Here is a 15419-nt window from a genome sequence, read left to right as displayed (position 1 = left end):
CAGCTTTTGAATTTATTTTTTATTTTTTTTCCTTTTTTGCCCGGTCATCAGAAAAAAAGGTGAAAAAGTTATTGCTTTTTTCGTGTCTTCATTTTTTGCGCATACAAAACACACTTGAAAACACAAAAAAATCCTTATAATATAAGGCTGACAAGGCATAAAATCGTCGTGTGTCAAGTAAAAAGTTTTTTTGGATGCTTCGTCCATATTTGTGGTATGAAACGAAAAAGAACCTGCATTTGTTAAACGCATTATTTAATAGGAGAAAAAAGATATGAAGAAGAGAATGTTATATTTATTAGCGGCCGGGATCCTTTCCCTGTCCACGCTTGTCGGATGCGGCAGCGTCAAAACTCCGCCGAAGACGGAAACTTCTGCTTCGGTATCCACAGAGACAAACACAGAAAAAGACCGTCCTGCAACAAAGTCTGAAAACAAGTCCGATACAAAAACAACAAAGAAATCCGATACTTCTCTCAAAGCGGATTCCGTGAAAGATGATTCGTCCAAAAACAAGTCCGATACAAAACCGGATGTAAAATCTACAAGTACAAAATCCGATAGCGCAAAGTCTGATACAAAATCGGATTCGAAGACAGAAACAAAAACCACTTCATCTGGTGACAGCAAGGCTTCCGGATCGGACAACAGCAAGACCTCCGGATCCGCATCCAGCAACAACAAGACCACCGGATCCGCTTCCAGCGGAAGCAAAACCGGATCTTCTGCAGCTGCTTCGTCCGGCGGAAGCAAGACTTCCGGATCGACATCAGGCAGCAGCAAAGCCACCGGATCGACATCCTCAAAGGGAAATACGTCTTCGCAGCCAACGAAAAATACATCGTCCACGAATACGAACACGACGAAAAATACAGGGAAGAGCTCCGAAACAAGTTCGACGAAGAAGGGACATTACGTAACAGTTACTGTTACAGACAAACCCGCGTGGACCGAAACCGTCGTGGACAAGGCTGCGTGGGATGAAACCGTTGTAGATACGCCGGCTTGGGATGAAACCGTTGTAGATACGCCCGCAACAACGAAAACCGTTGTAGATAAAGAGGCGTGGGACGAGACAACGTATACGTCAGAATCGCATAATTTTTGCAATGAATGTCATCAGGATTTTCATGGATGGACAGAAGACCAGGTGATTGCCCATGAAGATGCCCATCTCGACGCTGGTGGATATGGCGGTTGGCATACAGAACTTGTTCAGGTTCCGACCACCGTTCATCACGATGCCGTGACGCATCAGGAAACCGTTCCTGCTGTCACGCACGTTGTCCATCACGATGCTGTGACACACGTTGTTCATCACGATGCCCAGACACATGTTGTTAATCATCCCGCAGAGGCGCACGGTGAACGGAAATGGGTAGAAGGGTGATTTTGCAAGAGTAAAAAGAAGGGAGCCGCTGGGAAAGTGGTTCTCTTCTTTTTTGCAGGAAAATCAGTGCGATGGAAAGCATTATTAATAGGAGAAAAAAGATATGAAGAAGAGAATGTTATATCTATTAGCGGCCGGGATCCTTTCCCTGTCCACGCTTGTCGGATGCGGCAGTGTCAAAACCCCGCCGAAGACGGAGACTTCCGCTTCTGTATCCTCAGAGACAAACACAGAAAAAGACCGTCCTGCAACGAAGTCTGAAAGCAAGACCGATGCAAAGACAACAAAGAGATCCGATACCTCTCTCAAAGCGGATTCCGTGAAGGACGACTCGTCCAAGGGCAAGTCTTCCACAAAACCGGATGTAAAATCTACAAGTACAAAATCCGATAGCGCAAAGTCTGATACGAAATCAGAATCGAAGACGGAGACCAAAACCACTTCATCCGGTGACAGTAAGGCTTCCGGATCGGACAACAGCAAGACCTCCGGATCCGCATCCAGCAACAACAAGACCACCGGATCCGCTTCCAGCGGAAGCAAAACCGGATCTTCTGCAGCTGCTTCGTCCGGCGGAAGCAAGACTTCCGGATCGACATCAGGCAGCAGCAAAGCCACCGGATCGACATCCTCAAAGGGAAATACGTCTTCGCAGCCAACGAAGAATACATCATCCACGAATACGAACACGACGAAAAATACAGGGAAGAGTTCCGAAACAAGCTCTACGAAGAAGGGACATTACGTAACGGTTACTGTGACGGACAAACCCGCGTGGACTGAGACCGTCGTGGACAAGGCTGCTTGGGATGAAACCGTTGTCGATACACCTGCCTGGGATGAGACTGTTGTTGATACGCCGGCTACAACAAAGACTGTGGTAGATCAGCAGGCATGGGATGAGACAACGTATACAACAATTGAACATGACATTTGTGATGGCTGCGGACAGGATCTTGCAGATATGTCAGAAGATCAAATTATCGCCCACACAGAAGCTCATCTCTTAGCTGGCGAAAACGCAAGTTATTATACTACTTATGAGCAAGTCCCCAACACCGTTCATCACGATGCTGTGACGCATCAGGAAACCGTTCCTGCTGTCACGCACGTTGTCCATCACGATGCTGTGACACACGTTGTTCATCACGATGCCCAGACACATGTTGTCAATCATCCCGCAGAGACACACACTGAACAGAAATGGGTAGCTGGTTGATTTTGCGAGAAGAAAAAGAAGGGAGCCGCTGAAAGGTGGTTCTCTTCTTTTTTGCAGGAAAATCGGCGTGATGGAACATATTATTGGTAGGAGAAAAATTATGAAAAAAAGAATGTTATATCTTTTAGCGGCCGGGATTCTTTCCCTGTCCACGCTTGCCGGATGCGGCAGTGTCAAAACCCCGCCGAAGACGGAAACTTCCGCGTCGGTATCCACAGAGACAAACACAGAAAAAGACCGTCCTGCAACGAAGTCTGAAAGCAAGACCGATGCAAAGACAACAAAGAAATCCGATACCTCTCTCAAAGCGGATTCCGTGAAGGACGACTCGTCCAAGGGCAAGTCTTCCACAAAACCGGATGTAAAATCTACAAGTACAAAATCCGATAGCGCAAAGTCTGATACGAAATCGGATTCGAAGACAGAAACAAAAACCACTTCATCTGGTGACAGCAAGGCTTCCGGATCGGACAACAGCAAGACCTCCGGATCGACCCCCTCAAAGGGAAATACGTCTTCGCAGCCAACGAAAAACACATCGTCCACGAATACGAACACGGCGAAAAATACAGGGAAGAGTTCCGAAACAAGCTCAACGAAAAAAGGACATTACGTAACAGTTACTGTGACGGACAAAGCCGCGTGGATCGAGACCGTCGTGGACAAGGCCGCTTGGGACGAAACCGTTGTAGATACGCCTGCAACGACAAAAACCGTGGTGGATAAAGAAGCGTGGGACGAGACAACGTACACGACCGAATTACACAATCTTTGTAGTGTATGTGGACAGGACTTTGAAGGATGGACAGAAGACCAAGTTGATGATCATAAGACCGCTCACCTTCTCGCAGGAGAAGGTGGTTGGCATATAGAACCTGTTCAGGTTCCGACCACCGTCCATCACGATGCCCAGATACATGTTGTTAATCATCCACGTGAGGTGCGTACCGAACAGAAATGGGTAGAAGGGTGAACTACCCGCAAATTGAATTTGCGGGTAGTTCACTCATTGACAAGCGAAGCGCCTGTTTGTAGAATCCGGGACGTATAAGGCGTTTTATATTATTCTGGCAGCATGTATGTGGAATGCGTATTTAGCCGTCCATTTCTCGCAAAAACGGCACCCACTCATCGGTTTTTGTGTTCAACATGGACGCGACATAGGTGCAGATGCAGTCGGTATGCCCGATCCTTTTCCTCCCGCTTTCGTGGAGATGTCCGAAGAGATGGTATTGCGGGCGACACCTCCGTATATACTGATCCAGGCAGTGATAGCCATGGTGCAAAGAATGTGTTTCTTTTTTTTGATAAGAATACGCGCAGGTATGCGTGCACAGGATATCGCAGGCCGGAAGCTGTCCGGCTATCGCGGCAGCCTCTTCCTCTGTCCGCATCACCCTTTTCGGGCTGTCCGAATACCGGTTTGACCCGGAAATCCCGCCGAAGCGGATGCCGTTGATCTCGATTACTTTGCGGTCCAGCGGCTGGAGACGGGGAATCCTCCTATATTCCGACCAGACATTGTGGTTTCCAAGAATGTACAGCATTGGGACATCCGGGGGTGCGGCTTCCGTCAGCGCCTTCGCGTCCGAATACCCGATATCCCCGAGCAGCAGGGCAATATCCGCAGACGGCAGCCGGGAGCGTATCTCGCCCCATTCCGCCCGCAGCCTGTAATGCCAGTCGGCGATGATAAGAATGTTGTTTTCCGGCAATTGACGGAACGGCAATGCCTGGCGCATGGCATTTGTGATTTTTCGCGGTTTGAGATCGTGGAACATTTGCTCTTTCCTTTGCTTTGCCTTTCTGTTTCGTAAGGCCCCTCCCGGGCTTGCTCGGTTGGGGCTGTGAAAGCGGTTCTCTTCTTTTTTTGTACAAAATCACCTTTTCCTTTTTCGCAAAATTGTAATTCCTATGACTGGTATTGCTATCGGAATCCCTGCAAACAGGATCGTTTCTATAACCGCCATGATACTGTGATCCCGCAGGGTCAACACGGTGTCGCCTTCGTTATTTTCCGTATCCTGCCTGACGCCTCTTACCAGTAGCCGATGATCATTTACGCCATACGGCGTACAGGTATAGAGGGTTACGTAATCTTTGCCGTCTTCTATCCCAAGATATTTGTCCGCGTCTTCTGGTAAAACCGTCCGAATGTCATCCACGACATACCGATGCGTTTCGCCAAGAACATAGATAAAAAACGCATCCCCGGTTTTCATTTTGTCCACATTATCAAACAGTTTTGCACTTTGCAGTCCCGTGTGTGCCGTGATCACGGCATGCGTGTTTTCCCCGCCGGTAATCAGACTGGTTTCATACATATGCCCTGCCATGACGTCCAGTGTCGAATCTGATGTGCCATGTCCGATTGGCAGATAAATATCCGCAGACGGAATCTCAATATACCCCATGATTCCGTCATGATCCGGGTTCAGCAAAGATTCGTATTCCGGATCCCGGTTCGTCTGGCTGCGGTAATGGAAAGGGCTTGTTTTCTGTTCTTTTGCGATTTTTTCATTATATTCGATGCAGGCATTCCACTGGTCGGAGATGTCCTGCTCTTTCATGCTTTCTACGTTATCCTGATATTTCTGCATAGACGCTGACTGTTGCATTCCGTGGACCGCGTTGGATAAAAACGGAAGGCAGAACCAGACAATTCTTACGGTAATGGCGGCCAAAAGTAAAACCGGAATTATTTTTTTCCATTTGCGCATGCGGTATTTCTCCTTCTACAAAAGAGTTTCCGAAATTTTCGCAACTTTTTTTAAAAAAACATCCGGGACGGACACCGTTTGCCCTCCAACAATCTGACGGATGGGTTTCCCTGTCTATCCCGGATGTATTTTTTTTGCAGCCCTCAAGTCTGATTCAGGAGGTCTGTATCCTGTCTCCGCCAGGAAGCGGGATCTTCCTTTTTCAGGAATTCGTGATTATCCAAGAATGTTGCCGTAGTTATATGCTTTTACCACGTGTTTTCCGCCCCATTCCGGATGATTGTCGGCATTGCCCGGATTACTCTTTTTTCCATACCAGGTGTCGCCATTTACGATAAACTCAATAACATTGGTTCCATTCAAATGACCGTACAGATTACACCCTGCGTCATTCTGGTTCTTGGCATCTCCCATGACCGTCTTGATTACGGTGCCGTCGTCGAGTTCGAAATCAATCAGGTCTCCGACGCGTCCGAAGGTTGTTGTGCAGGCGATCACATATCTGTCGCCAATTTTTCCAAAGCCTTCTTCATCATAATTCTCGTACTGATCGTGCAGGGCTTTCTGGTAGGTTCCCGCCGTCCAGTTGGTGTTCCACTTTTCGTAGCTGTACACCCCGCCAATCGTCTGCGTCGGAGTAATCTCCGCTGCGTCTTCCGTGTTGACGATATTCGGTACATTGGCCTGATCCAGTACCCTTACGGCATAATCCAGACCGCTGTTGTAGTCGTAGGTTCCGCTCACAATGCCTGTCGCGGAGCTCTGCGCTTCTACCGTCTTTCCGTTACCGGCATATATCATAACATGGTAGACGCCTTCTTTTGCATTGCTGTAGAAGACCAGATCGCCCGGCATGGCGTCCTTTATCGGAATGGCGGTCCCCGCCTGTGCCTGATCCGCGGCTACCCTTGGAAGGGAAACTCCGTACTGTGCGTAAATACTCTGCACAAAACCGGAACAATCCGCGCCGTTTGTCAGACTGGTACCGCCCCAGACATAAGGATTGCCGATGTAGTTCGACGCATACTCGACAACGGATTCCCCGATCTGCCCGTTCGGTTTCCCGGATTCACAAGAGGTCAGCGTGTAATAATACGCGCTGTTTTCTTCCGGTTTTACGATGGTTTCCGCTTTTTGATATTTGCTCTCTCCGTCGGCTTCGATCTTTGCGGTTACGGCGTCGCTGTCATCCACATACTCCTTATTGACGAATCCCCGCGCATCTCCGGATTCCACGTACAGCCATCCGCTTCCGTCGTCCAGAAGCACGTACATGTATCCGTTCTTGGGAATCTTTCCGACCGACTCCGCGTTTACGCTTTCCGCTTCCCGGATGTTGATATAGGACTGTACCTTCGCGTTGGGTTCCGCGTATTTCTTATCGACCACAACTTTCTGTGTCGTTGCCCGGTAATAGGTGTATGCTTTGTTCTCTGTTTTTGCCACTGTCGTCTTCGCGGTTCTGGAAGACCAGTCATAATTGGCCTTCTCCTCGTCCGTGGAAACCCCGGCGATCTTCATCAGGCGGTTTGCAATCTTGTCGGCCTTTTTCCCCTGGTATACCCTGGATGCTTCGACAAATCCCCGGACATCTCCGGATTCCACATACAGCCATCCGTCGCCCTCGTCCTTGATGCGGTACATCAGATCCAGCCGTTTTGCAGTCCCGACGACCTTTGCGTCCTCTTTTTTCTCTTCCAGGATGTTCAGATCCTTTTTGGCAAACAATTTTACTTTTCCAATCTGCCAGAAATGATCATCGGTAATGGTGGAAGGTTCCACAATCACGCGGGATCCCGTCCCGGGCTTCACTTCCGGTGCAGATGACGTTTCTTTTCCGTCCTTTGCTGCACTGGATGCGGATTTTCCTTGCGTGTTTCCTGTCGGTTTATTTCCCTGACCTGTGCCGCTTTTTTGATTATTCTTTGTGTCCGGCGTATTTATCTGCTGTCCGCTCTGGTTTGACGGCTTGTTTTCCGTCGGGTTGGACGGTGACGCGGGCTGTGTCGGCTCGGGTGCTGTCGGTTCTGTCGGCGTTGGCGTAGACGGCTGTGTCGGCTCCGGCGAGGGGGTAACGGACGGATCAGCTGTCTCGGAAGGTGTTGTTTCCGTTCCCTGTCCCGGGCTCTCTGCCTCCCCAGAGCCTGACGCCTCTCCTCCCGGCTCTGCCGCCGGAGCTTCCTCGGCGCTTTCCTGACTGCTCGCTCCGGAAGAATCCGTATTTACGGCCTGTTCGGAGGAAGGCGGCGATTCTGTACTTTGTGCCTGTCCTGCCGGCAGTTCATCCGCGTGAACAACCGCCGGTGTCCCGATTCCTGCCGCAACCGTGATGGTCACAGCCGTCATCAATAGTTTGTTTATAAATTTTCGTTTCACGAAAGGCCTCCTTTTCTATCCGAAAATATCTCAATTATGTCTAGCTCTTTTTCATATATGGAAGAAAACGAATTCATTTTTTATTTTTTTTGCAAAAACAGACGCCCCGCATACACGGAGCGTCGTGTTTCTCTTTCCTAATCGAACCTTACTTCCTCTTATAAATGAGTTTTTTGCTTGGTACGCTGCTAAACGCGCCTTTCTCAGCATCCCATTCATAAATATAGAATTCTGTGCCGTCCGGGAAGTCGTTCAGGTACTGCTCGGTTGTATCTTCCTTCAGAACCCTGAGCAGTGTCTGCCGTGTATTCACACGCGTCACCTTCTTGTAAGGCTTTCCTTCGATGGTTCCGTCCGGCGAAACCGTGAAGTCGTAAATGTTATTGTCTACGTTAAAGCCATGCGGAACACTGACCTCTTGATAGTGCCATGTACCCGGACGCAGCGCATACATTGCACAATCATTGTTGTCGTTGGTCTGCAGAATCACTTCGCCGTTGTCCGAACCTCCGTCAAGGGGATCCATCCATACGCGGAACTGACATCCGGCAACTTTGTTACCATTGGTATCAATCTTATTGATGGAGAATTCGTTCGTCGTATTGGTGAATCGTACTTCCCGCAAACGTTTATACTGATCCTGATCCGGTGCTGCCGGAATGGTCACGTACTTTGCGGAAGAATCCCGAAGATAGCCTGCCGTTGTGGCGGTTTCTTTCACCATGTATTTACCCTGATTGTCAGGCGTGTAGTTTATGGTAACTTCTTTCGGATTGTTTCCGCTTGCGGTCTGTTCATCGACAAACATTCCCGCTTTTTCACTGTACGACAGAACCGCGATCGGGGTTGTCTTGTAGCCGTTCCCATCCACGGATTTGCTCGTCTTGGAATATTCATAGACGGAGAATTTCATGCCATACGGGAATTTCTGACCGATTGTCCATGGCCGCTGACTCTTGATGCTTCCATCCTCATTGTAGGTATAGACAACACTGTTCAGTACAGCTTTTACACTGTCGTCGGTGATGTCTGCATACGTATCCTTTTTCACTGAAGGATCGTGCAGAACGTTTGCACCGTAGTCTGTTTCCCCGATCTTCTGCTTGTATCCATCCGCCGTAATCGTATACAGTTTCTCGCTCAGCTTCGCGTACTTGGTCAGGCGCAGCGGGTACTCCGCGTAGTTCGTCATGCGGAATACAAGATAGTTGCCCCATTCCGTATCAGTTGATCCGTTTTCCTTTTGTCCGTTCTTTCCAACCGAAATATTGCCGATCTTGTTGGTTCTCACCAACGTGCTTGACGCGCTTTTCAAAAGTCCGTCGCCGCTTACATAGAACTTGTTCCATGTATCATCCAGATGGTATCCGCCCGGATCACCGATTTTAGTTCCCTGATGATTTTTATCATACGCCTGGGCTTTTGATACGTCCGTTTCCTGGATCTGCCAGGTTCCGGCAGTGAGTCGCTGGATTTTGATAATGCCATCCATCATCGTATCCGCTTTTCCGTCCGCATCGGTATCTACTTTCATGGATGCGCTTGTTACGCTCTTGTATGTACTTTCATCACCGTTTGCGTCTCCATAACGGAATACAACACCATTCATCGGATTTCCGTTCGCGTCTACCTTCTGCATGTACACGCTTGTCGGCGCATTCACGGCAGACAGATTCGACAGCTGAATGACGGTTTTCGGTGTTTCCGTATTGCTGAAGCTTGCATCCCAATACCTGTATTTTACTCCGGTATCCGGATTTGCAAAGCCATCCGACGGATGCTCCGTCACGTAACCGGTTGGAGCCTTTTCCTCTACGACGACATACTTGCCGTTGTTGTAATGTCCGTAGTACTTATAAGCGGCATCGCTGCTGTCGTAATATCCCAACAGGTCTATTCCTTCCGGCAGTTCATACTGCTGTGTTGTCTTGTTCCAGACCATGGTTGTGTAATAAACCCACTTATTTGCCTTCAGGTCATGCTCATAAACCTTGAATGTCGCGCCCTCGATCGCGCTTCCCGATTCGATGTCCGTCTTTTTCATGACGATTCTCGCGTGCTGGGGCTCGATATGGTTATAGCATGTCCAGTTATACGTTTCCTGCGTCGAGGCAGAGCTGATCGTATGCTGCTGATCGACATGGCCGCTGTATTTGACGGGCAGTTCGTTCTTATCCTGAATCAGCTTTCCGTTTGACAGATGGCCTTCCACGATTCTGATCTTTCCTTCATTCGTTGTATCCGTCAGAAAATCGCATTCATAAACGCCGGTTGACGTCTCCTGTAAGGTGATCGCTTTGCTTTCATCAAATGCATTCTTCTGATTGTTCCACGGATACAATCTTAAAGTCGCTCCGGTAACTTTTGTTTCCGGATGAACCTCGTCCAGCTTTGTGATCTGGATATGAACCTTCGTATTCTTATTGTTGGCGGTAATATACGATACAACCTGATTCACATCTCCGGAAAGAGTGAATTCCTTCACAAACTGGGAATCGGACTCTTTTGCCAGGTTTATATTTCCGGCCTTGTCTCTGTGCGCGTATGGAGCCTTCGTCTCTACAATTTTATACTCCGATCCATATTTATTGTTGTTTGGGGTTTCATGGATCACATCGGTCCAGAAATGGTTGCCCTTGCTGTGCAGCAGTCCCCTGCTGTCCCATCCGCCGGAGCTGTTTCGCTCATACAGGGTAAATTCCGCTCCCGTAAGTTCATAGCCGGTAATCGCGTCTTTTTTGTACAAGTGAATCTGGCCGTGTTTATAATACGGTTCTACGCTGATGAAGGTTGCGCTTTGTCCGGCTTTGATCGTTAGCGTGTGCTTCGTCCCTGAAGGGCCTGCATTTGCATCCCGGCCATCATCCAGTCGGAATCCGTGTGGAGCAACCTGTTCTATCGCTGTATAGGTACCCGGTTTCAGCTTTATTTTCGAGGTATTACCGTTTTTATCCGTGGTAAGTGTAGCTACGCGGTTCCCTTTCCCGTCGTATACGTAATATACCGCACCTGCAAGCGAGTAATAGCTGTCTCCGTCTGTATAACGACTATTTGACGATCTTTTGGATAATGATGCGTATGTATCTATATTGCCTGACCAACGGATAACAGATGCCTGAATAGATGTTGTTTTTCCTTCCGGCTGAATTGAAATTTTGATACCCGCTGGATTTCCTGTGACGACTTGCGTATGTGCGGAATCACTGTTGTGCAGCCATGTATTATTGTACGTTTTTCCTGTTTTGGGGTCTGTGTAGGTTCCCCAATATATACCAATATGATGCAGGTTTGCCATAGAATTCCATGGTGTTGAAGAAGCTGATGAGCCATACACACCCGAATAGGATCCATCATATTGTGCGCTTGTCCAAAACCAGATAATATCGCCTTTTTGCAGCTGCCATGATGATACATCTGGTGCTACAGTATTAGGATTAATTGTATATGTATCTACATGGAGATCAGGATTTCGATTGATAAAACTGCCCCAAGCCTGACCGCTCTGCGCCCATCCGGCTGGTATTGTATTGTATGCGTTTGTCGGTCTGTGTCCTGTTGCTGCCATAGCATCTGCCATCACATTATGAACAAAACCATCACAAAACTGATTTGCCGCATATCCGCCACCCAGGTATTTATTCAGATGAGTATCAATATAATTGACAAACTCCGCCCGCGTCATACCTCCCATATAATCAGACAGGCTTTTTGTTCCTCGACTATATGTCGCATTATGGTCCGCAATTTCGAATCCTTCGGAATCTGATGTACTCACGTCAGATTCTTTAATATCTGTATGTTCAGACGGAAAAACTTCATTGTTCTTTTGTAAATGTCCGTCACGCGAATAAATGCCGCTGGCTTTTGCTGCTGCTTCCGATGTGCTTTTTGCCGTAATCCACCAGTCTACCAGATTACCGTAGTTGGAGCTTTCCAGTTTATTGCCATTCGTGTCTGCAGCACCGATTGTCTGTACTACTTCAAGGCTTCCCGGCAGATAGCCTGATACATTCGCACCATTATTTCCGGCCGCTCCTATAACCGTTATACCATTTTTATTGGCTTCTTTAATGATTTCTTCAATGACAGCGTTTCCACTCTGTTTTGCTCCTGAAAATGAAAGATTAATAATTCGTACCTTTTTCTCGATTGCATACTGAATGGCTGCATACACTGATGACGGTGTACCTTTTCCGTTCTTATCGAGCGCTTTAATACTGAGAATCCTGGCATTTGGATTTTCTTCAGTAATTAATTTTGCCATCCTTGTTCCATGACCGTTTTCGTCTTTTCCGTCATCGCCAAGCATAGACACGGATTCAACTACGTTGTTTCCAGACGCACCAGTATCGATAAGGGCAATTGTCCAGTCGTCTGATTTACCTTTATCCGTATGATTTAAAGCATTCAGTGGATTATTTTCCGCAGTAATATCAGAGACGTCGTCTGATATCTCTGCATTATCAGCAATAGAAAAGACTGCATCATCCATTTGAATCTGATCGCTGTCCGAAAGCGTTTCGGCTGCATCCGCTGCTTTTTTTTCTGTTTTGTACTGTATCAGATATACGTCATCATACTGACCAAGAATTTCACCGCGTGTTTCTTTAATCAGCTCTTCTGTAACAGCCTTGTCTTCTGCTTTTACAAGGATTCGTCCCTTCGTATTCGTTGTGTCGAGTTTTTCTGTTTCAGTCGTATCTTCCCCGGTACCATCCACATCCGTATTCGATGGCTGTGTATCGGAAGAATCAATACTTTTGGCATCTGTACTGTCAGATGTCGATGCAACATTTTCGTTGCTGTCTGATGTCGACGTACTAACGGAAGATGTAGTTTCCGTATTTGAAACAGATGATACTGATGAACTCGATTTAGTCGTGATATCAGAATCACTGCTGTACGTAATTTCCTTGTCGTCTTTAACATCTTTTTCTGTTTCGGCGGCATCTATAGAAACGGAGGCTCCGCCTTTTATATGCCTTGTATTAAATGTATAATCCGCTTCCGCCTGTCCCTTTTTGGTGTCGGCAGTTACATGGAAGGTGACTTCCGAATTTTCTCCGTCATTCTGGATTTCTGTCGGTGTAACCGTAATTTCTCCGGTTCCATTGCTTTCTGTCCCGTTCAGCTTTAATCCGATGACATTGGAACCGGTCCTGGATCCGGTTATGGTGAAGTTCTGTCCCTCCATACTGGAAGGCAGAGAAACCGCTGCATCCGCGTCAATGCCCGCGTACTGCTTTGCCGCGTCTTTCACACTGTCTGTCAGGTCCGCGTCAGAGGTAAAACCGGAAATCGAAACGCCTTCACTCAGTTCATCGACATCCGTATCGAGCAGGCTTCCGATCTTGTCGCCAGCGTCTGCTTTTTTCACCGCCTGACCGTCCGCGGAAAACACGGTTTTATTGTCAATTACCGCTCCGTTTTTGGAAACGTAGCCTGCCATTGTGGCTGCCGCTTCCGCGGTATTTCCGCCTACCACATTGTAATCCACGCTCTGCCCGTAGTTGGAAGAACGCAGCTTTTTTCCATTATCGTTGCAGGCCCCGACCACCAGTGCGGACTCATCGGATCCCGGCATGGTATACAGGGCTTCGATATCCTTGTCTCCTGCTGCGCCGATGACGGTGACTCCTTTTTCTGTCGCGTCCTTGATGGCTGCGTTGACCGCAGCGGTGCCCGGAAGATTTGTTGTGGAGAAAGGTAAAACGATCGTGCCGGCCCCTTTGTTGATCGCCGTCTCGATCGCGGCGTAGAGGGATGCGGAAGTTGCAGTCCCTTCTTTGTTGAACGCCTGTACGGAAATCAAATCAGCCTTTGGGTTCTGCTTGCGGATCAGCATCGCGAGCCTTGTGCCGGTCTCGGATTCTGTGTAATCATCGATGACGGAAACTTTGTCGGCTTCTCCGGTAATTCCGGTACTGATCATGGCAATGCTGTTCAGGGATCCGTTTTTACCGCCTTCGGTAATCTCTTTGAGCGTTTGGGAATCGTCCGGCGTTCCTTTGCTTCCTTCCAGATAGACATAAGCGTCGGTATCCACGAAGTTGGCGGAATTCTTATATTCTTCATAAGCGTTCCGCGTTTCTTCTTCGGAATCGAAGGAAAGCAGATAGGTATTGCCATATGCGCAGATCACATTTCCTCCTGCGCTCAGATTTTTTTTACTGTCAACGCCGACCAGCAGTTTCTTTGTGGAAAAGTCCGGCTCTGTGTCCGGTTCCCTCTGTTTCATACCAAAGAGGCAGAACAAAGTAATTCCGGTAAAGACAACTGCTGCGAGGGCAATCACAAGAAAAAGGCCAAGTTTTCTTTTCTTTATGCTCTTCATCATTTTTTCTCCTTCTTCCGGCTGCTTGCAAAAACAAAAAGAATCAGTACCGCTGCGGCGATTCCTGCAAGCATGTACCATGGATTGATCCGGTAATCCGAGGTCTGTACCTTCGGCTGATTTCGTTCATTTACGAAGGAAACCGTCTGGACATCTTTTTCACGGATCGTGCCGTTTCGCTTTGTAACATGCGTGGTATAGCCATCCTGATTGGCTTCTTTTTCCGACACATTGTAAGCCGTTCCAATCGGGATTCCCTTGATGGTTGCGCTCTCTCCGCCCTTCAGAGCAATGGTGTCCCCGGAACGGATGGTCCCTGTTTTTCCCGACGATGTTTCGTAGGTATATGCGGCAGACAGCCGGTCATAGGTCATCCCGTAATTCGGATTTGAGGAGGAAGCGATGTTGTTGGTATCAAACCGGGAATCCGAGGATACGGTTCCTGTTTTCCGTTCGGTACCATCCGGATTCGAATCCGCGAAAGCCTTGTCCAGAAAAACCGTGAAATGCCACTGCCGGTTTCTTTCGGTATGATCGCCTTTTAGTTTCTTTGTGATTTTCAGATCGCCAAGCGGGAGGACTTTCGGATAAACGGTAACATCATAGTTCCACGCGTCCGGACTTGTGTCTTCCTTGTTATTGAGTCCTTCCGGAACGGATACAAGGAACGGAATGGACGCCGCGTATTCATTTGCCGGATGGGTTTCTACCCCAAGATAGATGCCAAGATCCACCTGGTCGAGCTTCCCGATTCCGTCATTTTCGGTCATGACCGGGTAGATCGCTCCGCCTTCCGGGATTCCGTTCTTATAAGCGTTCTCCACGTATTCTTCAATACTTTCCGGATCGGTATCTGATGTGATTTCCAGATCGGGGAAAATGGATTTCACCGGGGTTCCCACGGCAGCCTGTCCTTCTGTCGTTTCCTGTATTTCTGAGGTAAAGGCCGCCACTTTATATAGGGTAAAGTTCGCGCCGCTTACCGGCGATTCCGCGTCGGCGTCTTTATAATCAATCGTTACGGATCCTGTCCGGTCCGGATTGAACGTAAATTCCGTCGATTCTGTGTCCGCCAACACCGGCTGCGGTATCAGAAGACACATGGATAGGACGGCAGCGATCATTGTCCTGATTTTTTTCATCTTTTTTTTCTCCTTCCACTACGACTGCTACTGTTGTCCGAATGGCCGCACAAAATGAGCCATGCATATTTTCCATCTTTTTTATATATGTCTGTTTTTGTTTTTATTTTTTTCTTTTTCTTGTAATAGGGAATTGTCGTGGGTTGTCATGGGCAAAATACTGAAAAAATGTGGACGGAATCCTTGCGTGAAAGGAAAAAGCGTTCTGTTTATGCGGGCTTTTGGGGAAACAGATGCG

The 15419-nt window shown here is 48.0% G+C and carries 8 protein-coding genes; 3 read left to right on the top strand and 5 right to left on the bottom strand.

What is annotated here, in order from left to right; all coding sequences use genetic code 11:
- Positions 1 to 274: 274 nt before the first annotated feature.
- The 3 genes from ACTQZS_RS02270 (at position 275) to ACTQZS_RS02260 (ending at position 3582) form a co-directional block, all read left to right on the top strand.
- The gene (locus tag ACTQZS_RS02270; protein WP_441474387.1) at positions 275 to 1390 is read left to right on the top strand and encodes a hypothetical protein; all 1116 of its coding nucleotides are present in this window, start codon (positions 275 to 277) and stop codon (positions 1388 to 1390) included.
- Positions 1391 to 1493: 103 nt separating this feature from the next.
- On the top strand, positions 1494 to 2609 hold the full coding sequence (locus ACTQZS_RS02265; RefSeq protein WP_441474386.1) for a hypothetical protein: 1116 nt from the start codon (positions 1494 to 1496) through the stop codon (positions 2607 to 2609).
- Positions 2610 to 2709: 100 nt separating this feature from the next.
- A complete protein-coding gene (locus ACTQZS_RS02260) occupies positions 2710 to 3582 on the top strand; it encodes a hypothetical protein (protein WP_441474385.1) in 873 nt (290 codons plus the stop codon).
- 121 nt (positions 3583 to 3703) lie between these two features.
- Here the strand turns inward: ACTQZS_RS02260 and ACTQZS_RS02255 are convergent, their stop codons facing one another.
- From ACTQZS_RS02255 to ACTQZS_RS02235, 5 genes are all read right to left on the bottom strand, one after another.
- Complete coding sequence (locus ACTQZS_RS02255; protein WP_441474384.1) at positions 3704 to 4390, bottom strand: metallophosphoesterase family protein; 687 nt, start codon at positions 4388 to 4390, stop codon at positions 3704 to 3706.
- 99 nt (positions 4391 to 4489) lie between these two features.
- Positions 4490 to 5329 (bottom strand): class C sortase, encoded by an 840-nt coding sequence (locus tag ACTQZS_RS02250; RefSeq protein WP_441474383.1) that lies wholly within the window; start codon positions 5327 to 5329, stop codon positions 4490 to 4492.
- Between the two features lie 216 nt (positions 5330 to 5545).
- Positions 5546 to 7705, bottom strand: a complete 2160-nt coding sequence (locus tag ACTQZS_RS02245; RefSeq protein WP_441474382.1) for a C40 family peptidase — start codon at positions 7703 to 7705, stop codon at positions 5546 to 5548.
- A gap of 148 nt (positions 7706 to 7853) precedes the next feature.
- Complete coding sequence (locus ACTQZS_RS02240; RefSeq protein WP_441474381.1) at positions 7854 to 14042, bottom strand: SpaA isopeptide-forming pilin-related protein; 6189 nt, start codon at positions 14040 to 14042, stop codon at positions 7854 to 7856.
- Positions 14039 to 15181, bottom strand: coding sequence for a DUF7601 domain-containing protein (locus tag ACTQZS_RS02235; protein WP_441474380.1), 1143 nt, complete (start codon positions 15179 to 15181; stop codon positions 14039 to 14041). Before ACTQZS_RS02235 ends, ACTQZS_RS02240 begins: the two co-directional genes overlap by 4 nt.
- Between the last annotated feature and the right edge of the window lie 238 nt (positions 15182 to 15419).

Origin of the sequence: Bilifractor sp. LCP19S3_H10, assembly GCF_052119185.1 — a bacterium.
Lineage (GTDB): Bacteria > Bacillota > Clostridia > Lachnospirales > Lachnospiraceae > Bilifractor.
The sequence above is the reverse complement of the archived record's forward strand: the minus strand, read 5'-3'. Positions and strand labels throughout refer to the sequence as shown.